The following is a 19,486-nucleotide window of genomic DNA, read 5'->3' on the forward strand; positions in this document are numbered from 1 at the left end:
TAAAGTTATGCAGAAACTGTAAATAAATTATTTTCAATAAGACTTTTGATTATAAATAAGGTAAATTATTAGGCTAATTCTTTTTTTGGTTTTTAGAAGAAATTTATTTTTATTGATTGAGAAAAGAGAGGATGCCAAGATATGCGTTTTAACCAACCAGAAAGATTAACGTCAATTTTGACAAAAACCTCTTGTTTGTCTAAGATTCAAGATAGAACTAATGCATTAAGAACTTTGGATAAGGCTATCAACGATTTATTGCCATCACCATTGAATCAACAATGCAAAGTTGCTAATTATCGGAATGGAGTGTTGATTTTAGAAGTAAGTTCAGCTGGTTGGTTGACGAGATTGAAGTATGAACAAAGTAATTTAATATCGAGCATACGAACAAGTATCTTACCTTCTTTATCTTCTATCCAATATCAGATTAATCCGAATATTTCTGTAAAATTGGCGGAGTGTAATTTTCAGAAATCTAAATCGTCTTTCGCTTCGAGTGTAATAACGCCCGCAAGTGCAAAGCTTTTATATGCATTAGCTGAAAATGCCCCAGAAAAGCTAAAAAAACAATTGATAAAACTTGCCAACCATGCAAAATAAGCGCTGGCAATTGATTTTCAATTTTATAAAATTATATATATTAAAAATACAGGGAGTGAATTATGGATAGAGATATGCTGACTTATCTTATAATTGGATTAGTAATCGGCTTTATTATTGGTTTTATTTTTATAAGCGTCATTAGCCCTAAAGCTCGTAAATATGCCAAAGTAAAACAAGAGTTAGATCAAACAAAAGATGAATTAATAGCACAAAAACAAATGATTGCTAAACATTTTTCTCATAGTGCAGAAATATTGGATAATATGGCTAAAGATTTTCGCCGTCTTTACCAACATATGGCTGAAAGCTCTGGTCAATTTATTGATAGTGATAACGTTGCATCTTTGGATTTTGATTCTAGCTCTAATCCCGATGAAACAAAAGAAATTGCGCTTGATAAGCAACCTAGAGACTATTCGGATAATTCTTCTGGTTTATTTAAAACAGATGAAAATAAATCTTAACAATTATAGTTTAATACGCCGTTAACCAATGGCAAAGCATTTTTATAGAGATTAATTTTGTAAAAGCGAGAGTTATAAGATGATTAATTCATTAAAAGATCGAAAAAAATTGCTAAGTATTTTAGCTTTAAGTTTAGGACTAAGTTTATCTACACTTCCGAATGCTTATGCTTCTTTTCCTTCTATGACAACTGAGAACAGTGCTCAGCTTCCTAGTTTAGCACCTATGCTAGAAACGGTATTGCCTTCCGTTGTTAGTATTAAAGTTGAAGGCACTACTCAAATGCAAAATAATATGCCAGAGGAATTTAGACGATTTTTTGGTTATCCTGATAGCCAATCGAGATCTTTTACAGGGTTAGGATCAGGTGTGATTATTGATGCTGAAAAAGGTTATGTTGTTACCAATAACCATGTTATTGATGGTGCCGATAAAATTACGGTTGCTCTAAATGATGGGCATGAATTTAAAGCGAAATTAATCGGCAAAGATCCACAAAGTGATATTGCATTACTTAAAATCGATGATGCAAAAAAATTAACGGCAATTAAATTGGCGGATTCGGATAATTTACGTGTTGGCGATTATGCTGTTGCGATTGGTAATCCATTTGGCATTGGTCAAACGGTTACTTCGGGGATCATTTCTGCTTTGGCTCGCAGTGGGCTTAACATGAATGGTTTCGAAAATTTTATCCAAACAGATGCTTCAATTAACCAAGGTAATTCTGGAGGCGCACTTATTAATTTAAATGGTGAACTTGTTGGTATTAATACAGCGATTATTGCACCAAACGGTGGGAATGTAGGTATCGGGTTTGCTATTCCTAGTAATATGGTGAAAAGCTTAACTTCGCAACTTATTGAGTTTGGTGAAGTCAAACGTGGCGTGTTAGGAATCAAAGGGAATGAGCTAACATCAGATATAGCAAAAGCATTTGATGTTGATGTTCAAAAGGGCGCCTTTGTTAGTGAGGTGATAGAAAACTCAGCTGCGCAGGCTGCAGGAATTAAATCTGGCGATATCATTATTTCGATGGACAGTAAACCTATTGATAGTTTTGCTCAATTACGTGCAAAGATTGCAACAACAGGCGCAGGGCGAACTGTAACTTTAGGCTTAATTCGAGATGGTAAAAAAATGTCTGTTGAGGTAAAACTCAAAAACAGTGATGAGGCAGTAACCGAAGCAAAATCACTTCATACAGCTCTTGATGGTGCAACACTTAGTAATGGGGAAATTAAAGGGCAAAAAGGCGTTTTAATAGAAAAACTCATTAAAAACTCGCCAGCATCTCGACTTAGCTTGCAAGAAGGAGATCTTATTACTGGGGTTAATAAAGAAAGAATAACTAATATTGCAGATCTTCGCAAAATTATTGATAGTAGCCCATCTGTAATTGCATTGAATATTATTCGTGGCAATAGCCGCTTATATTTGATTTTACGGTAATTATTTTGCTTTATTTCATCGATGTTTAGGCATCGATGAAAACATCATTTTAACCCTTATATAGATGTGTTAAAATTCTAACCATTGTTCCCTCTATCATTCTGATTCCAATGCTCAAGAAAATTCTATGGTCAATATTAATTGGAACTATTTTCGCTATTATCTTATTGATTGTTTTTCCTACGTTACGAAATGGAAATCAAGCAAATTTTTCAGGATCAATTTTTAGTGATGACCCACTAAGCTATTCTAGAGCCGTCAACGTTGCTGCTCCAGCAGTCGTTAACATTTATAGTCGTTCGATTAATTCTGTTTCCCAAAAGTCTCAAGATAGCCCAATTACTCCGCTTGGCTCTGGGGTTATTATGAGTAAACAGGGATATATTATTACTAACTATCACGTTGTTGAGGATGCAGAACAAATTATTGTTGCACTACAAGATGGACGAATTTTCGAGGCTTTATCAGTAGGCTCTGATAAGCTTGTTGATATTGCTGTATTAAAAATAGATGCCTCTAATATTCCAACTATACTCATTAATCCCCAGCGTGAGCCCAAAATTGGAGATGTTGTGTTAGCTATAGGCAATCCTTACAATATAGGGCAAACTATAACACAAGGTATTATTAGTGCTACAGGTCGTGATGGGTTAAGTCCGTATAGAAGACAGAATTTTATACAAACTGACGCATCAATTAATCATGGTAATTCTGGAGGAGCGCTAGTTAATACCAAAGGTGAATTAATGGGAATTAATACCCTCACCTTTGCAAAAAACCTAGGTAATGATATTCCTGAGGGTATTGGATTTGCAATTCCAGCTTCTTTAGCTGTAAAGATCATGAATAAATTGATTCAGGATGGCAAAATTATTCGAGGTTATATAGGTATTGATGGATTAGAATTTGCTCCAACGCAAAACCCAAGTGAGATACCAATAGTATTAGGTATTTTAGTTACCAATACAGAAGGTCCTTCGTTACAAGCAGGTGTTCTGGCTAATGATATCTTAATTATGGTAAATAACAAGCCAGTTAAATCTATTGTGGAAACAATGGATCAAATCGCTGAGTTGAAACCAGGAACGATTGTCCCCATTATAGTTTTGCGAAATGGTGAAAAAATTGAACTGCAAGTCACAATTGGCCAGCTATCAGTCTGATTGTTTTTTTATGGCTTGATTATAACAGCCATTGGTCGTATAATTCGCAACCTTATCATGTTTTTTAACACTTGTGTGGTGTATAAATTTTGCTTTATAGCCATTTATATAGCGACACAAACAGACTACAGAGGTTTATTATGAAAGAAGGTATCCATCCAGAATATACTGCAATTAGCGCAACTTGCTCTTGTGGTAATGTTATTAAAACTCATTCGACTATTGGTCATGATATTCATCTTGACGTATGTGGTGAGTGCCACCCATTCTATACTGGTAAACAACGTGATGTTGCAACTGGCGGTCGTGTAGATAAATTCAAGCAACGTTTTGCTATGGTTGGCGGTAAAAAATAATTTTTAACGCTTAGTAAATAAAAGGCGCATAATGCGCCTTTTGTTGTTTTTGAATATTGATTATTTTAAGTATTGTTGATTATTTAGTCAGCACTTACTCATCAAGTAAGTTAGGATCAATACCTAAATCTCGCATCATTTTCTGAGCTTGTTCAGGAATACCGTCTTCACGATCTTTTTGTAAATCATTATCGCAAGGTAATGGTTGACCAGTATAAGCATGAAGAAAAGCTTCACATAATAATTCGCTATTTGTTGCATGACGTAAATTATTAACTTGTCGGCGAGTGCGCTCATCAGTCAATATTTTTAATACTTTTAACGGAATCGACACTGTGATTTTTTTTACTTGCTCGCTTTTTTTGCCATGCTCTGCATAGGGGCTGATATACTCGCCATTCCATTCCATAATATTTTCACCAAATTACATCATAAATAATGTGGGTAATTTTAACGTTTTTTTGATTTTGCTGCAATCTACACACCAAGATAGTTAGACGTCTAGACATGTTGACGTCTTTTTGTAATGTGTTATTCTTATACAATCTATTCTTGAGCTAAACAAAGTACTATTTAGAGGAAGGTTATTATGGCTAATCAATTTAACAAATTAAGCCAAGGAACCATTGCTGTTCGTGGTGGACTCAATACTGATGAGCAATATGGCAGTGTTGTACCAGTTATCACTCCATCTACTTGTTATCGTTATGAAGAATTTGCTAAGCCAAGAGAGTTTGACTATGCAAGAAAAGCAAATCCAAGCCGCCGCTTAGTCGAGCAAACAGTTGCAAAATTAGAAGGTGGTGTAGATGCTATTTTAACTAACTGCGGTATGTCTGCCATCCACCTTATTAGTGTTGCCTTGTTAGCACCAAACGATGTAGTTGTTGCTCCTCATGATTGTTATGGTGGCAGCTATCGGCTTTTTAATAGTTTAAGCCAAAAAGGCTACTTTAAAGTAAAATTCGTTGATCAATCTGATCCTGCCGCATTGCAAGAAACATTGAGTTTACATCCTAAATTAGTATTAATTGAAACACCAAGCAACCCCTTGCTCCGAGTTGTAGATATTAAAGAAATTGCGCAGCAAGCACATAACGTTGGCGCTTTGGTTTTAGTCGATAATACCTTTATGACGCCTATTTTGCAAAAACCATTAGAACTTGGTGCTGATATTGTTACCCATTCTTGTACCAAATTTTTAAACGGGCATTCGGATTTACTCGCTGGCATTTTAGTTTTTAAAGATCAACAACTCGCTACAGAAGTATTATGGTGGGCAAATAATATTGGTACGCTTACTTCATCATTTGATAGTTATCTATTATTGCGTGGATTACGGACCCTTGCTGCTAGAGTAACAGTACAGCAGGATAACGCCCAAAAAGTTGTAGATTTTTTAGTTAATCACCCTAAAATAGCAAAAGTTTACCATCCATCGTTATCTTCAAACCTTGGGCATGATATAGCTAAAAAGCAACAAAAAGGTTTTGGTTCTTTGCTAAGTTTTGAATTAGCTGGCGATGATGATGTAATGCCGAAATTTTTAAAGGCACTTAATATTTTTACCTTAGCTCAATCGCTCGGCGGTGTTGAAAGCCTTGTATGCCATCCTGCAACTATGACACATTCAGGGATTAGTGCTGAAGCACGAAAAACAGCAGGTATATCAGATCAATTATTGCGAATTTCCGTTGGTTTGGAAGATATTGCTGACTTACTGAAAGATTTACAGCAAGCGCTTGAGAACATTTAATTTAAGTCTAAAATATGAATAAGGTTGATGGCTATCGTTGTTATATGATTTCATCAACCCTTTATTTATGACTTGTTTTTGCGTACTCTATATTTTTTCTGAAATTTTCAATCTTTTCTTCAATTACCTTAAAAATTTCGCTAGCAGAATGCCGTTTAGCTCGAGCACACACTTTTGCTACTTCATGACAAACTAAACATTGCCTTGGTTGATCTTCAAATTGCGAACGTGAAAGACTTTTTTTTGTAATAGGGTCAATAACATCAATATCCCACAAACGTCCTAATGGGTGATTATCTTCAATATCCATACAATATTGTTTGAGCATATTAGCTGAACACTTTATAGCCATAATAGCCTCTGAACCAGTATTATGATGATAATGCTGTTCATTGATTATCAGGATACCATTTTGTAAAAAGCAGCGATGGAGAGCCTTAATTGCTTCATCAAAAAGATAACGTGCGCCACTACTGTTTTTTATAGTACCAGGAATGACTAAGCTTAACGATATGATGGGTTGTTCATAACATGTTATCGCCTGTTTTTGATTTTTTACACGCTGTTCCTTGGCTAATAACATTTGTTCAAGGCTAATTGGTGTACCATCAGAAAATTTAATCAACATTTTTTCATTGAATAAAAAGTAATATAGAATAGAAATTAGTATAGCCTGATACTTTTACATATCAGGCTATGGTCATATTGGCAGATTAGCGAAAATTAATCTTTAACTTCACGAACGACATCAATAACAGAGCCATCGCGGAAATGGACAATACCAACGATTTTATCTTTGAATTCAATTGGTTTTGGTTCGCCAGTTAAAGAAACAGCGCGTTGATAGAGCTCTTCAATACTCATGACTGGTAAATTTGCTGCTTTTAAACGCTCTGCAATTTCAGGACGAGCAGGATTAACAGCTATACCATGGTCAGTAACAAGAACATCGACACTCTCCCCTGGCGTTACAACTGTTGTTACTTTTTTAATCACAGTAGGGATACGACTACGAATTAATGGTGCAACAATAATTGTTAAGTTTGCACCAGCAGCTGTGTCACAGTGACCACCTGACGCACCACGCATAACACCATCAGAACCAGTTAAAACATTAACATTAAAATCGAGGTCAATTTCTAGCGCACTTAGAATCACAATATCTAACTCGTCGACGCTAGCCCCTTTAGATGCCGGGTTTGCATAAACATTAGTTGATACTTCAATATGATCTTTATTACGCCCTAAAGATTGCCCAGCAGCGCCATCAAAGCTCTGCGTATCTAATAAACGTTTAACCAATCCTTTTTCATGCAAATCAACAATGCTTGCTGTAATACCACCTAATGCAAACGATGCAGTAATGTTTTGTGCGCGCATACGGTTCTCAAGGAAACGAGTGGCAGCAGTTGAAGAGGCACCTGAACCTGTTTGAATTGAAAAGCCATCTTTGAAATACCCAGAATGTTCAATAACATCTGCGGCATAACGAGCAATCATTAACTCTCGAGGGTTACTTGTAATTCGTGCGGCACCTACGCTAATTTTTGTTGGATCACCCACTTCATCCACTTTAACGATATAGTCGACTTGATCCTGACGAATGCTTGCTGGATGATTAGGATACCCAACAATATCTTCAGTCAATAAAACCACTTTTTTAGCAAATTGTGCATCAACCATCGCATAACCAAGAGCACCACATTGTGATTTGCCTGATACACCATTAGCATTACCTTGCTCATCCGCTGTCGATACAGCTAAAAATGCGATATCAATATTAATTTCACCGCTTTGGATAAGTTTTACACGCCCGCCATGAGAATGGATATGGACAGGATTTTCCATTAAACCATGAGAAATCGCATCGGCTAATTTACCGCGTAAACCAGAGGTATAAATTTTAGTAACCACACCTGATTCTATATGAGGAATCAGTGCAGCATTACAGCTTAATAGTGAGCTTGATGCTAATGTTAAATTTTTAATCCCTAATTTGCTAATAGTTTCAACTACTTTGTTGATAACTTTATCGCCTTCACGAAATGCATGATGGAAAGAAATAGTCATACCATCACGTAATTCACATTTTTTGATTGCTTGTTCAATAGAGTCACACAATTTACGCGTATATTTAGACTCATCTTTTAAATATGGAGTCGTGGCATTAGCGTCAATAAATGGCGTGATATTCTTGAGATCAGGATGCTGTTTAAGCAAATCATCAATTTTTTTATTTATGGAAGTAGTCATTTTTCAATCCTATCAAATTTCTTTACGTACACCAGAATACTTGGCTAGCTCAATAACTTTTCTAGCACGAGCAATAATCGGTGCATCAATCATTTTGCCGTTTAGAGAGATAACGCCAAGACCTTTTCTTTCACCTTCTTCTGCTGCTTCAACCACTTTTTGGGCGTGTTCAACTTCAGCCGCTGTTGGTGCATATGCGTTATGTAGTAACTCAATTTGTCTTGGATTAATCAGTGATTTACCGTTATAACCTAATTTTTTAATTAAGCTGACTTCTTTTAAGAAACCTTCATCATCATTAACATTAGAATAAACCACATCAAAAGCATCAATTTTGGCTACACGCGCTGCATGTAGTACTGCACAACGAGCATAGAATAACTCTGTGCCATCACCTCGCTCAGTTTGCATATCAACAAGATAATCAAATGCTGCTAACGCAATACCAATTAAACGTGGAGAAGCTTTAGCAATAGAAACAGCATTAACTACACCTTGTGCCGATTCAATTGCAGCCATTAATTTGGTGCTACCAACTTCACGTCCACACTCTTTTTCGATTCTTTCAACGTGCGCTTCTAACTCATGGATATCTTCGGCACAGTTAGTCATTGGTAAGCGCACAACGTCAACGCCAGCTCTTACTACTGCCTCAAGGTCTTTTAAGCCAAATGGAGTATCAAGTGCATTGATTCGAACTACTGTTTCAATTCCGTGTTCTTTATACACAGGAAGCAGTAATGTTTGGGCAACTAATAAACGAGCTGAATCTTTTTCTTTAATTGAAACGGCGTCTTCAAGATCAAACATAATTGAATCAGGTTTATAAACAAACGAAGTCGACAACATGGCAGCGTTTGCACCTGGAAGAAATAGCATACTTCGACGTAATTTTTTCATAGTAATTTACTCCAATCTAAGTTTTCTTCTTCTGCGCCACGTAATACCGCACATTGAATTCTTGCTTTAATAGCACAATCCAGTGCACCTTTATCATCGATAATGATTAAACCATCAGTGACATTAAGCTCATTTAAAGTTTGTTCAACAACCGCGCGGATTTGATCGCCAAATTGTTTATTAACATCACTATTAATGACAATTTCGATCCCCGTGTTTGGCATGACTTTGACTAACAAATCGCTAGATTCAAGAGTCCCTGCCATGGCTTCTTTTTGTATTTTCATTTTGCTACCTTTTAAAATGTATTAAATTTTAAATTTATCCAAATTAGCTGAAAGGTAATCCCATGTTGTCGATGGAACTAACTTTTTTACCTGTTCATATTGCTCAGATGCCAATAATTCTCTCACGACTGAGGCAGATATGATAGTATCGCCTTCAGTTATTCGCTGAACTTCAACAACAGTAATAGCAGGGCAATTACTAATCGTTTTATCTTCTAACCAATAACACATCGCTTCATTATAAGCTTTGGTGACTTCATCATAGGGTTCAGTTCCAACAAATCGATAGTTAATATTAAGCGTTGGAGCAATATAATTTCGGAATATAAGTAAATCGATGCCCATATAAGCTCGATCAATTTTTGCCTTATCTTTTAGAAAGTAAGTTGGGAATGTTGCTCTTGATATAATATAAGGTGAGCTTGCATGCACAGTAACATTTTTTATTTGTTGAGTGCCATCTTTAACTAACTTTAAGCGTGTATCAAATGAAAATAATGAAGCATTTTCATTGACGACAAAAACATGCAACCAATCACATTGGCTTGCTGCATATTGGATAAGATATTGATGCCCTTTAGTAAAAGGGTTGGCATTCATTACAATACTACCAATTTTTTTCCCTGCTTTTTGTTGTGCATTTAGCTTTTTACAATACTGCTTAATTCCAACAGGATTGTTTTCCATTAGAACAACTAGCCCTGTAATTTCAACAATAGGGTAAAAACCACATCCTTTAAAAAAATCTATATTTTCAGGCTTGGTATATAAAAAAAGGTGAAAATAGCCATTTTCATTGGCATATTTTATTGTGTAATCCATTAAAGTTAGATTTAGTTGATTGCCACGGTAATCTGGATCAATAGCAACACATTTTATAATATCACGATCAATACCAGCACAAGCTATAATTTTAGCGCTAATTTTCGCTACAACAAAAAGAGTAACTTGTGGATCTAGCTTGAGATCAGATCGCAGTAATAACTGCTCAATTTCTTGATAATCTTGCTCTGACTTAGAAATATCAATAACCGTGTAATCAACCAAATCGTACATGAGTTTACCTTTTTTCAGCTACTACATAATTGGTTAAACGACCAATACCCGTGATTTCAACTTCTATTTTATCACCATCTTGCATAAATACAGGTGGATTGCGTTTTTTACCAACACCACCTGGTGAGCCAGTAAGAATCACATCTCCCGGAGATAAATGGGTAAAAGTACTAATATAAGAAATTAATTCAGGTACAGTATGCACAAGATTCTTAATTGAGTCATGTTGCATTTCTTTCCCATTTAAATAGGTGGTTAAAGAAAGCGCTTTTGGATCTGGAATCTCATCGCGCGTTGTAATGCATGGGCCAAATGCACCAGTATTTGGCCAGTTCTTACCTGCGGTAAACCAGGTATATTGCCAATCACGAATAGAACCATCCATATAACAACTATAACCAGCTACATAAGATAACGCATCTTCTTGTTTAATGCGAAAACCAGTTTTACCAATAATAATAGCTAATTCGCCTTCATAATCCAATTCATTAGTAATGGCTGGTTTAATAATGTTGGTTTTATGACCGGTTTGTGAATCTGGAAAACGAACAAAAAGCGTAGGAGCAGAGCTGGTTTCATTAAATTCTGCACGTTTTTCAGCATAATTCATACCAACACATAAAATTTTGTTTGGGTTTGGAATAACTGGTAAATAAGTAATGTCTTGCTCTTCAATGTCACTTGGGGCATCTAGGTAGGTTTTGGCAATAGATAGCCCTTCCTCATCAGCAAGTAGCGATTTTAAGTCAACGTATTTATCGCCCAATTTTTCTTTTAAATCAATAATGCCATTTTGAGTGAGAAGACCAAAACTTGCTCTACCAGAGACAAGATAACTGACAAGCTTCATGAAAACTCCTTAAAAGCTGTTGGTGTTGATAGTAAATATGAAATAAAAATAAACAACCTTAGTATAAACCAAGGTTGTTCGTTAATATGTAAATTCTATACTAAGAAATTGCCGAGAATGAGTAATGATACAGATACATTGATTGCACCACCAATACGAGTTGCAATTTGTGCAAATGGCATAAGCTCCATACGTTCTGCAGCTGTTAAGATTGCCACATCACCTGTTCCACCTTGACCACTTTGGCAACATGAGATAACTGCTGCATCAACTGGGTACATACCAAGTTTTTTAGCAACAAAGAAACCAGTGGTAACTAGGCTAACTACAGTACAAACAATAACAATTAAGTTTGTAATAGTGAAAGCTGCAACAATTTTATCCCATGGTGTAATTGCCACACCTACCGCAAATAAAATTGGATAGGTAACTGAGGTTTGGAAAAATTTGTAAACAACTTGTGAACCACTTAATACTTTAGGCGAAACACCAGAAATTAGTTTAACAAAAACTGCAGCAAATAACATTCCTACTGGTGCTGGAATACCCGTTACTTTATGCCCAATCATACCAACCATATAAAGAATAGCGGCTAACAATACACCTGAAGCAAAGGTTGTTACATCAATAATAGATTCAGTTTTAGCAGCTTTTTTATCCATAACTTCATCATCTGCAGATGCAGGCAATAATCGACCGTTACCTGTTAAGTGTGGATAAACTTTACCGATGCGATTTAAAATGCCACCACAGATAATACCCGTTAAACCACCTAACATAACAATTGGTAATACGCGCCCAAGTGCTTCACCTTGCTCCATACCTAAAATTGATGCATATCCAATTGAAAGTGGGATCGCCCCCTCACCAACACCACCAGCCATAATAGGTAATACTAAGAAGAAGAATGTTTCAAATGGCGTTAAACCAAGTAAATAACCAACACCAACACCAACAATCATACCAACAATTTCACCACAAACCATTGGGCCGAAGATTTTTAAGAAGCCTTGAATAAGGGTTTTCTTATCCATATTCATAATGCTGCCCACAATGATACAACAAATATATAAATACAGAATATGCGTATCTTTATAGAATTTTGTTGTAGCTTCAACAACTGGTTTAGGAAGAATACCATAATAAACTAATGCTGATGGAATAAAGGTTGCACAAATTGCTGCAGCGCCCATTTTCCCAATGATAGGTAAACGTTTACCGATTTCACCACATAAAAAACCAAAAAAAGCACAAGTCACTACCATGACAACAATTTCACTAGGCAATTTACCCGTTACTAATACTTCACTAAAGATAAGGATGCCGGCAATAATAAATAATGGTAATGGAATGACACCAATTTTATAGTTGTCCATTAGGCGCCACCAATTATATGGCCAACCTGTTAGCCTTTCTTCAAAGGGCTTACTCGTTGATTCTTTTTGATTACGTTTATTTTCAAGTGACTTGAAATCCGCCATTTATTTTTTTCTCCAAAATGATTTTACTTATTCAAATTCAATAAGCATATCTTTACAAAAAATTAATAAAATTTTTGTGATGTAAATCATAAATTAACTGTGGTTTTTATGGTTTTAACGGCTATATGTTTTTTAATGCTATGTTAGAATTATTTTAATTTAATTTGAGAAGTAAATGTAAAATGCGAAAAAAAATTCAGTTATCGTTTACAACAAAGCTTTTTTTATCGCTGCTGTTTTTTTCGTTGATTGTGCTTGCGTTATTACAGAGCTATATTTGGAATACGATAGAAACTAATTTATATCGTAGCCTAGGCGAAAAAGCTCAAATCCAAGCAAAAGAGCTATCTGTTTTACCAAGTTTAATCCAATATGTCAAAGATAAAGATACATCAAAAATAGCCGACCTCATCGTAGATATATTTGAACAAAGTGATGCTAGCTATATTGTTATTGGTGATGCAAAAGCTAATCGTCTATTCCATACGGCTAATAGCCCTTTACACTCGCCTATGATTGGTGACGATAACAAAGAGGTTCTTAATGGTAATAGTAGCATCACAATTAGTGAGGGTTCTCTTGGTTTAGCATTAAGAGGTAAAGCGCCGATCGTTGATAACGGTAAAATTATAGGTATTGTTTCAGTCGGTTATATGATTGATGATATTAATGCACTGCATATACAACAAGTTATACCATTTATTATTTGTTGTTCATTATTGTTTTTAGCGTTATTTATTTTTTCTTATTTTTTTTCAAAAGCAATAAAACAACAGATGTTTAATTTAGAGCCTAAAGCAATTGCATTACTGGTAAAAAGCCAAAAATCGATTATGGAATCTATTTTTGAAGGTGTTATTGCAATCGATCTGAGTTATAACATTATCAATATTAATCAATCAGCTCGCACTATGTTGAATATTAAAATAAGTGATGATGAGCTACATAAACATAATTTAAGCGAGTTTATTCAATCAACCGATTTTATTTTTAGAAATGAAAGTCAAACAGAAGACATACACGATCATATTTGTTATTTCAATAATATTATCGTGATTGCAAACAAAGTTCGCGTGGTGATCGATGATAAAATTCAAGGTTGGGTTATTACTTTCCGTAACTTTGACGATATTAATATATTAAGTATGCAATTAACACAAGTGAACCAGTATGTTGATAATTTACGTGCATTAAGGCATGAGCATCTTAATTGGTTGGCAACGTTATCTGGTTTAATTTATATGAAACGGTATGAAGAAGCTCAATCTTTTATTGCATTACACTCTGCAGATAATCAAAGTAATCTAGATTTTATTACGGAACATTTTAAGGTTCCAGCTGTATGTGGTTTATTAATCGGTAAATATTCAAAAGCGCATGAGCTAGGCTTAAATTTAATATTTGATCCTGCCTGCCAATTAAGTGAATTACCCTTACTTATGGCTGAAACAGAATTTATGTCAATTTTAGGTAACTTGCTTGATAATGCTTTTAATGCGAGTTTGAAAAATGATCTTGGAGATAAAACAATTTATTTATATCTTAGTGATGCAACAGACGAAATTGTATTAGAAGTGACTGATCAAGGTTGTGGTGTTGATAAAAGTATTCGTAATTCAATTTTTGAACCCGGTGTCACATCACAAGAGGGTAAAGAACATGGTATTGGTTTACACCTTGTTTCAACTTACATAAAAAAGGCCAATGGTTATATTACATTTGAAGATAATATCCCCTATGGAACCATTTTTTCTGTATTTATCCCTAAATAATAAAAGGTAATTATATGAACGAGTTTCAAGAAGATATCATTAAAGTGCTTATTATCGAAGATGAGCCAATACTAGCTGAGTTAAATGCAGAATTTATTCAAAAAGATACAAGAGTTAAAGTCATAGGTATCGCTTCCAATCTAGAAGAAGCTAAAATCATGGTTGAAAGACTCAAACCAACATTGATTTTACTGGATAATTATTTGCCTGATGGAAAAGGAATTGAATTATTTGAATATATTATTAATAATCATTTAGATTGTTATGTAATTTTTATTACCGCAGCAAGTGATATGGAAACGTGTAGTAAAGCCATTCGTTACGGTGCTTTTGATTATTTGATTAAACCAGTTTCTTACCAACGTTTAAAACATTCACTTGAACGTTTTGAACTCTTTTTGTATCGACAAAGCCTACAAAAACATGTCAACCAACGAAAAATTGATGAGCTTTTCAATTTACAAACAAAAGACTTTGTGAACATGAATCGACACTCAAAAGGTATTGAAGAAATCACTTTACAGAAAGTGAAAGACATTTTTATGCAGACCGATAGCGTACTAACCGTTGATGAAATAGTTGAAAAAGCCAATATTAGTAAAACAACAGCCAGACGATACTTAGAGTATTGTGTTCAAATAAAATTATTAACGGTCGAGCTTAATCACGGCAAAATTGGCCGCCCTGAAAGGCTATATAAACGTTTAGGAAAATAGTTAACCTAATTAAGGCAATTTTTATACCGTAACTTATCTTCTATATAATTGATAATTATATAAATATGCTTATTTGTTATTTTATCTGCGAAATATTTGATGTTAGATTGAACTAAGTTGTCAGATAGTTGCATTTTGCAGTACCAAATAATAAGAGGTAAGCATATGTCTTTAGCTATAGAAAAAATTGCTACTAATGAAAATAATGAGATTGACAAAAATGGAGCATTTGTTCGCCAAGCAAACCGCTTTGACACACCATTTGGCGATAAACCCGGACAGTTACCTGTTGAAGCTGGTCGTTATCGTTTAATTTGGGCAGCGATTTGCCCTTGGGCACATCGCTCAATGATTGCTATCAAATTATTGGGATTAGACAATGTCATCAGTGTAGGTAAAGTAAGCCCGATTAGAACTAATAAGGGCTGGGAATTTTCACTGGATGCTGGCGGTGTTGATCCTGTGCTTGGTATCCGTTATTTACCTGAAATCTATGCTTCAACCGATCCACTATATGAAGGAAGAGCAACAGTGCCAACGGTGGTTGATATTAAGACAGGCAAAGTTGTCAATAATGATTATTTTAAGCTTACTTATTATTGGGAAACAGCATTTAAATCTTTTCATAAAACTGGCGCTCCAGACCTTTATCCTGAAAAATTACGTGCTGATATTGACGCACTAAATGATGTAATATTTCATGAAGTGAATAATGGTGTGTATAAAGCGGGTTTTGCACGCACGCAAAAAGCCTATGAAGATGCATATCATCTTGTCTTTAATCAATTAGATAAATTAGAACAGCGTTTGAGTCAATCACGTTATCTATTTGGTGATCAAATTACGGATTCTGATATTCGCCTTTATGTTACTTTGGCTCGATTTGATGTTGCCTACTATTGCGCTTTTAAAACCAATCGTAATCGGATTATCGACTATCCTAACTTATGGGCCTATGCTCGAGATCTTTATCAAATACCTGCTTTTGGCGAAACAACGGATTTTCAGGCAATCAAAAAAGGCTACTTTTTAGGAGATAGCGCGCATAATCCCTATGACATTTTGCCTTTGGGGCCTGATGTCAATAATTGGCATACACCACACAACAGGGACAAACAGATTAGTTCAAGTCAATAATTTTAATGGGATAATTATAATGCCAAATATATTGGATGTCGGATTGATTTTTACCCAAATTCCAACGTTACTTGCTTACTTGCCTGTAACACTTTTTATTACCTTTTTCTCGATGCTACTTGGCATCATTCTAGGGTTAATGATTGCTATCGTCAAAATGAATAAAATACCAATATTATCACCGATAGCGACGGTTTTTGTCTCTTTTATCAGAGGCACGCCATTATTGGTGCAACTCTATTTAAGTTTTTATGGCATCCCCATTCTATTACGTTATATCAATTATTTTTATGGCACTGATTATAATATCAATGGCATACCCCCAATGCTTTTTGTATTAATTGCATTTTCTTTCAACGAGGCGGCTTATAATTCAGAAACAATACGTGCGGCATTGCAGTCTGTTAATAAAGGACAGATTGAAGCAGCCCAATCATTAGGCATGACCTATAGTCAGTTGTTACGTCGAATTGTCATTCCTGAAGCTTTTATTGTGGCATTGCCCAATTTAGGTAACGCAATGATTGGTTTGTTAAAAGGTACATCGTTAGCGTTTGTCTGCTCAGTCACAGAAATGACTGGCAGAGGCAAAACCTTAGCAGGGCATAGTTACCGTTATTTTGAAGTTTATATTTCATTGGCATTAATTTATTGGGTCTTAACCATCATCATTGAACTAATTGTCAAATATTTGGAAAAGCGCTTAACCATTTCTGATTGTGCGAACACCCCAAGTTATCGCCGAGGAAAATTATTATGATTAGTGTGCAAAATTTAACCTTGTCTTTTCATCATAATCTTATATTAAATCACCTTAATTTTCACATTCACCCTGCTGAAATTGTGGCGATTATTGGGGCTTCTGGTGCGGGTAAGTCAACGCTTTTGAGATGTTTAAATTTATTAGAAAAGCCAAAGCAAGGTAAGATTCGCATTGATAATTTTCAACTTGATGTGAGTTGTATAAAAAGACATGAAATTGTTACATTTCGCCAACAATCGGCAATGGTATTTCAGCAATTCAATCTATTTCAACAAAAAAATGCCTTAGAAAATGTGATGGAAGGGCTAATTGTTGTCAAAAAATACTCAAAGGATAAAGCACAACAGATAGCACACGAAAAACTAGTGCAAGTAGGACTCGGCGAACGAATCTATCACTATCCCAAACAATTATCTGGTGGGCAACAGCAACGAGTTGCCATTGCTCGAGCATTAGCTATGGAGCCCAAAGTCTTATTACTTGATGAGCCAACCTCAGCGCTTGATCCCGAGTTAGTGGGTGAAGTATTAGCAACAATAAAAATAGCTGCTAAATCAGGCGTTACTATGATTTTAGTTTCTCATGAAATGAGTTTTGTGCATGATATTGCAGCTAGAGTGCTATTTTTAGATAAAGGCAAAATCATTGAAGATGGTTCACCACAGCAGATATTTGCAAATCCGACGCAACAAAGAACAAAAGATTTTTTAGCGAGATATTATTCAACAGGGCAAATTGATTACGAAATTTAATAAATGGAGCATGAATGAAAATTGTTATTCAACAACATTGTGAAGATATTAATTGGCAAGATGTTGCTGATTTGCTGACTTTTTATGGATTAAGCTCATTTGACGCAAAGACACAAGAACAGGTGTTTCGAAATAGTTATGCTGTGGTATTTTTACTGGAAAAAGATCGAGTTGTTGGCGTAGGGCGTGCATTATCTGATGGTATTTGCCAAGCTGCAATATATAACATTGCATTGGTAAAACGCCTCCATGGGCAACAATATGGAAGGCTGATTGTTGATAAACTCGTTGAGCGAGTACAACACTGTAATATCATCCTTTATACTCACCCACAAACTGTCGAGTTTTATAAAAATTTAGGTTTTGATTTAATGAAAACGGGCATGGCTCGTTATCAACCCGAGCACCTAACTGAAATGAAGAATATGGGGTTTATTTAAAATATAGTTAAAAAACCACTCAAAATAAGCGAAACATTGATCCAAACCAAAGGGAGGTATTGCATTATGAACGGCAAAAAATGGTATTTTTTTCTAATATTAGGTGCTTTGTTTTTAACGAGTTGCGACAATCAAAATAAAGGCACTAAAACTATAGGTACTCAAACTACAGGGAAAGAAAAAATTGTTATTGCAACGTCAGGGTCACCTAGTCCTTTTTCTACAGTAGATGGACAAGGCGAGTTAATGGGATATGACATTGATGTTGCAAAAGCAATATTTGCACAGTTACCGCAATATGAGGTTCGTTTTGAAATTACTGAATTTCCATCAATTTTAGCTGGGCTTGACTCACAACGTTATCACGTGGGCGCTAATAATTTCGCCATGAATGAAAAACGGAAAGAAAAGTATTTTTATTCTGCCCCTATTTTTCAAAACCAATACGCCATTGCGGTGGCAAAAAACAATAATGATATAAAACAATTTAGTGATCTTAATGGGAAATCGACAGAAGTTTATCCAGGTCTTAACTATGCAACCGCATTAGAGTTATATAATCAACAGTACCCTAATAACCCCGTCAAAATTACCTATAGTGAAGCGGATTTATTGCCTGTGCTACAGCATGTTGAAACAGGGCAATATGATTTTCAATTAATCGATAAAGTGATGCTATCACAATTAATTAATGAACATAATCTTAACTTGAAAACAATAGAATTAAGTAACGATGATGCCGATCGAATTGCCTTACCATACAGCTATTTATTAATCAGCAAAGGGAATAAAGGCGAACAGTTAACTAAAGATATTAATGAGGGAATAAAAAAGATTATCAGTAATGGTGAATTAACGAAAATAAGTGTTCACTATTTTGGCGCTGATTATTCACCTAAATAAGCAATTTTCTATTCTTTTTAATTGATTTTTTATGGTAACCGCTATGCGAAAATACAAAACTACCTGAAAGTTTTTGATAAGTATTTTTTGCAAAAGTTTTCAAGTTTTTTTACCCAATGTTTTATTGGGAAAACCTTTGGTTATCCGCTCAAATTTTGCCGAGAGATAAAATAGGCATAAGGGATTATACAACCGAAACTGCTCAATTACGGTAGATCAAACTATCTCTGATAAAATTGGGAAGATTTCTGTAATAATATTGATTAAGAATAAACAATCAAAGAAGAGCTAATACAGCGTAAAACTTAGTTTCGAACCAGCAAAGCTGGCGAGCTAAGCGCTTTTCAATAGCACAATGCTAACAACAAAAATCATTCA

At 35.1% G+C, this 19,486-nt stretch carries 20 protein-coding genes and 1 pseudogene; 13 read left to right on the forward strand and 8 right to left on the reverse strand.

The genetic code is table 11. The features are described 5' to 3' along the window. Window positions 1-141: 141 nt before the first annotated feature. The 5 genes from A9G28_RS10590 to rpmE all read left to right on the forward strand — a co-directional run bounded on the left by A9G28_RS10590 (window position 142) and on the right by rpmE (window position 4,042). Entirely contained in the window at window positions 142-603 is a 462-nt protein-coding gene (locus A9G28_RS10590) for a DUF721 domain-containing protein (protein WP_065567632.1), read from the forward strand. A 62-nt stretch (window positions 604-665) separates the two neighbouring features. Beyond that, window positions 666-1,070, forward strand: coding sequence for a YhcB family protein (locus tag A9G28_RS10595; protein WP_065580651.1), 405 nt, complete (start codon window positions 666-668; stop codon window positions 1,068-1,070). Window positions 1,071-1,149: 79 nt separating this feature from the next. Then, window positions 1,150-2,523 (forward strand): Do family serine endopeptidase, encoded by a 1,374-nt coding sequence (locus tag A9G28_RS10600; RefSeq protein WP_065580652.1) that lies wholly within the window; start codon window positions 1,150-1,152, stop codon window positions 2,521-2,523. A gap of 110 nt (window positions 2,524-2,633) precedes the next feature. Continuing rightward, window positions 2,634-3,686 (forward strand): outer membrane-stress sensor serine endopeptidase DegS, encoded by a 1,053-nt coding sequence (gene degS, locus A9G28_RS10605; RefSeq protein ID WP_065580653.1) that lies wholly within the window; start codon window positions 2,634-2,636, stop codon window positions 3,684-3,686. A gap of 140 nt (window positions 3,687-3,826) precedes the next feature. Continuing rightward, window positions 3,827-4,042 (forward strand): 50S ribosomal protein L31, encoded by a 216-nt coding sequence (gene rpmE, locus A9G28_RS10610; protein WP_065567636.1) that lies wholly within the window; start codon window positions 3,827-3,829, stop codon window positions 4,040-4,042. A 94-nt stretch (window positions 4,043-4,136) separates the two neighbouring features. Here rpmE and metJ read toward each other — a convergent pair whose 3' ends face one another. After that, window positions 4,137-4,454: a met regulon transcriptional regulator MetJ gene (metJ, locus tag A9G28_RS10615; RefSeq protein ID WP_065567637.1), complete on the reverse strand. Its 318-nt coding sequence runs from the start codon at window positions 4,452-4,454 to the stop codon at window positions 4,137-4,139. Window positions 4,455-4,631: 177 nt separating this feature from the next. Between metJ and metB the strand changes: the two genes are divergently transcribed. Beyond that, window positions 4,632-5,798: a cystathionine gamma-synthase gene (gene metB / locus A9G28_RS10620; RefSeq protein WP_065580654.1), complete on the forward strand. Its 1,167-nt coding sequence runs from the start codon at window positions 4,632-4,634 to the stop codon at window positions 5,796-5,798. 61 nt (window positions 5,799-5,859) lie between these two features. Here metB and citX read toward each other — a convergent pair whose 3' ends face one another. The 7 genes and pseudogenes from citX to A9G28_RS10655 form a co-directional block, all read right to left on the reverse strand. Continuing rightward, window positions 5,860-6,426 carry a citrate lyase holo-[acyl-carrier protein] synthase gene (gene citX, locus A9G28_RS10625; protein WP_065580655.1) on the reverse strand — a complete coding sequence of 189 codons (567 nt, stop codon included), beginning with the start codon at window positions 6,424-6,426 and terminating at the stop codon, window positions 5,860-5,862. Between the two features lie 95 nt (window positions 6,427-6,521). Next, window positions 6,522-8,051, reverse strand: a complete 1,530-nt coding sequence (gene citF, locus A9G28_RS10630) for a citrate lyase subunit alpha (protein ID WP_065567639.1) — start codon at window positions 8,049-8,051, stop codon at window positions 6,522-6,524. Window positions 8,052-8,063: 12 nt separating this feature from the next. Next, window positions 8,064-8,951, reverse strand: a complete 888-nt coding sequence (gene citE, locus A9G28_RS10635; RefSeq protein ID WP_065567640.1) for a citrate (pro-3S)-lyase subunit beta — start codon at window positions 8,949-8,951, stop codon at window positions 8,064-8,066. Further along, window positions 8,948-9,238 (reverse strand): citrate lyase acyl carrier protein, encoded by a 291-nt coding sequence (citD, locus tag A9G28_RS10640; RefSeq protein WP_065567641.1) that lies wholly within the window; start codon window positions 9,236-9,238, stop codon window positions 8,948-8,950. The genes citE and citD overlap by 4 nt, the downstream gene beginning before the upstream one ends. Before the next feature lie 21 nt (window positions 9,239-9,259). Beyond that, window positions 9,260-10,294, reverse strand: a complete 1,035-nt coding sequence (gene citC, locus A9G28_RS10645; RefSeq protein WP_065567642.1) for a [citrate (pro-3S)-lyase] ligase — start codon at window positions 10,292-10,294, stop codon at window positions 9,260-9,262. Between the two features lie 4 nt (window positions 10,295-10,298). After that, window positions 10,299-11,144 (reverse strand): fumarylacetoacetate hydrolase family protein, encoded by an 846-nt coding sequence (locus A9G28_RS10650; RefSeq protein ID WP_065567643.1) that lies wholly within the window; start codon window positions 11,142-11,144, stop codon window positions 10,299-10,301. A gap of 95 nt (window positions 11,145-11,239) precedes the next feature. Beyond that, window positions 11,240-12,532 (reverse strand): annotated as a pseudogene (locus A9G28_RS10655) (2-hydroxycarboxylate transporter family protein); the annotation flags it as partial. A 275-nt stretch (window positions 12,533-12,807) separates the two neighbouring features. Between A9G28_RS10655 and A9G28_RS10660 the strand changes: the two are divergent. The 7 genes from A9G28_RS10660 (at window position 12,808) to A9G28_RS10690 (ending at window position 19,108) form a co-directional block, all read left to right on the forward strand. Then, window positions 12,808-14,397, forward strand: coding sequence for an ATP-binding protein (locus A9G28_RS10660; protein WP_065580656.1), 1,590 nt, complete (start codon window positions 12,808-12,810; stop codon window positions 14,395-14,397). 14 nt (window positions 14,398-14,411) lie between these two features. Further along, complete coding sequence (locus A9G28_RS10665) at window positions 14,412-15,113, forward strand: response regulator (protein ID WP_065567645.1); 702 nt, start codon at window positions 14,412-14,414, stop codon at window positions 15,111-15,113. Between the two features lie 165 nt (window positions 15,114-15,278). Beyond that, window positions 15,279-16,250: a glutathione S-transferase family protein gene (locus A9G28_RS10670; RefSeq protein WP_065580657.1), complete on the forward strand. Its 972-nt coding sequence runs from the start codon at window positions 15,279-15,281 to the stop codon at window positions 16,248-16,250. Between the two features lie 19 nt (window positions 16,251-16,269). After that, window positions 16,270-17,010 carry an amino acid ABC transporter permease gene (locus tag A9G28_RS10675; protein WP_065567647.1) on the forward strand — a complete coding sequence of 247 codons (741 nt, stop codon included), beginning with the start codon at window positions 16,270-16,272 and terminating at the stop codon, window positions 17,008-17,010. Then, window positions 17,007-17,765, forward strand: coding sequence for an amino acid ABC transporter ATP-binding protein (locus A9G28_RS10680; protein WP_065580658.1), 759 nt, complete (start codon window positions 17,007-17,009; stop codon window positions 17,763-17,765). Before A9G28_RS10675 ends, A9G28_RS10680 begins: the two co-directional genes overlap by 4 nt. A 14-nt stretch (window positions 17,766-17,779) precedes the next feature. Continuing rightward, window positions 17,780-18,205 (forward strand): GNAT family N-acetyltransferase, encoded by a 426-nt coding sequence (locus tag A9G28_RS10685; protein WP_065567649.1) that lies wholly within the window; start codon window positions 17,780-17,782, stop codon window positions 18,203-18,205. Window positions 18,206-18,271: 66 nt separating this feature from the next. Next, on the forward strand, window positions 18,272-19,108 hold the full coding sequence (locus A9G28_RS10690; protein WP_065580659.1) for a transporter substrate-binding domain-containing protein: 837 nt from the start codon (window positions 18,272-18,274) through the stop codon (window positions 19,106-19,108). Window positions 19,109-19,486 lie beyond the last annotated feature (378 nt).

It is taken from the genome of Gilliamella sp. Fer1-1 (assembly GCF_001690825.1).
Lineage (GTDB): Bacteria > Pseudomonadota > Gammaproteobacteria > Enterobacterales > Orbaceae > Gilliamella > Gilliamella apicola_C.

What these genes read in the sequence shown, in the direction of transcription:
- citF (WP_065567639.1), bottom strand. Translation starts at nt 8,051, where the DNA reads ATGACTACTTCCATAAATAAAAAAATTGATGATTTGCTTAAACAGCAT.
- A9G28_RS10650 (WP_065567643.1), bottom strand. Translation starts at nt 11,144, where the DNA reads ATGAAGCTTGTCAGTTATCTTGTCTCTGGTAGAGCAAGTTTTGGTCTT.
- A9G28_RS10690 (WP_065580659.1), top strand. Translation starts at nt 18,272, where the DNA reads ATGAACGGCAAAAAATGGTATTTTTTTCTAATATTAGGTGCTTTGTTT.
- A9G28_RS10685 (WP_065567649.1), top strand. Translation starts at nt 17,780, where the DNA reads ATGAAAATTGTTATTCAACAACATTGTGAAGATATTAATTGGCAAGAT.
- citC (WP_065567642.1), bottom strand. Translation starts at nt 10,294, where the DNA reads ATGTACGATTTGGTTGATTACACGGTTATTGATATTTCTAAGTCAGAG.
- A9G28_RS10600 (WP_065580652.1), top strand. Translation starts at nt 1,150, where the DNA reads ATGATTAATTCATTAAAAGATCGAAAAAAATTGCTAAGTATTTTAGCT.
- A9G28_RS10675 (WP_065567647.1), top strand. Translation starts at nt 16,270, where the DNA reads ATGCCAAATATATTGGATGTCGGATTGATTTTTACCCAAATTCCAACG.
- A9G28_RS10660 (WP_065580656.1), top strand. Translation starts at nt 12,808, where the DNA reads ATGCGAAAAAAAATTCAGTTATCGTTTACAACAAAGCTTTTTTTATCG.
- citE (WP_065567640.1), bottom strand. Translation starts at nt 8,951, where the DNA reads ATGAAAAAATTACGTCGAAGTATGCTATTTCTTCCAGGTGCAAACGCT.
- A9G28_RS10595 (WP_065580651.1), top strand. Translation starts at nt 666, where the DNA reads ATGGATAGAGATATGCTGACTTATCTTATAATTGGATTAGTAATCGGC.
- A9G28_RS10665 (WP_065567645.1), top strand. Translation starts at nt 14,412, where the DNA reads ATGAACGAGTTTCAAGAAGATATCATTAAAGTGCTTATTATCGAAGAT.
- A9G28_RS10680 (WP_065580658.1), top strand. Translation starts at nt 17,007, where the DNA reads ATGATTAGTGTGCAAAATTTAACCTTGTCTTTTCATCATAATCTTATA.
- citD (WP_065567641.1), bottom strand. Translation starts at nt 9,238, where the DNA reads ATGAAAATACAAAAAGAAGCCATGGCAGGGACTCTTGAATCTAGCGAT.
- citX (WP_065580655.1), bottom strand. Translation starts at nt 6,426, where the DNA reads ATGTTGATTAAATTTTCTGATGGTACACCAATTAGCCTTGAACAAATG.
- degS (WP_065580653.1), top strand. Translation starts at nt 2,634, where the DNA reads ATGCTCAAGAAAATTCTATGGTCAATATTAATTGGAACTATTTTCGCT.
- rpmE (WP_065567636.1), top strand. Translation starts at nt 3,827, where the DNA reads ATGAAAGAAGGTATCCATCCAGAATATACTGCAATTAGCGCAACTTGC.
- A9G28_RS10670 (WP_065580657.1), top strand. Translation starts at nt 15,279, where the DNA reads ATGTCTTTAGCTATAGAAAAAATTGCTACTAATGAAAATAATGAGATT.
- A9G28_RS10590 (WP_065567632.1), top strand. Translation starts at nt 142, where the DNA reads ATGCGTTTTAACCAACCAGAAAGATTAACGTCAATTTTGACAAAAACC.
- metB (WP_065580654.1), top strand. Translation starts at nt 4,632, where the DNA reads ATGGCTAATCAATTTAACAAATTAAGCCAAGGAACCATTGCTGTTCGT.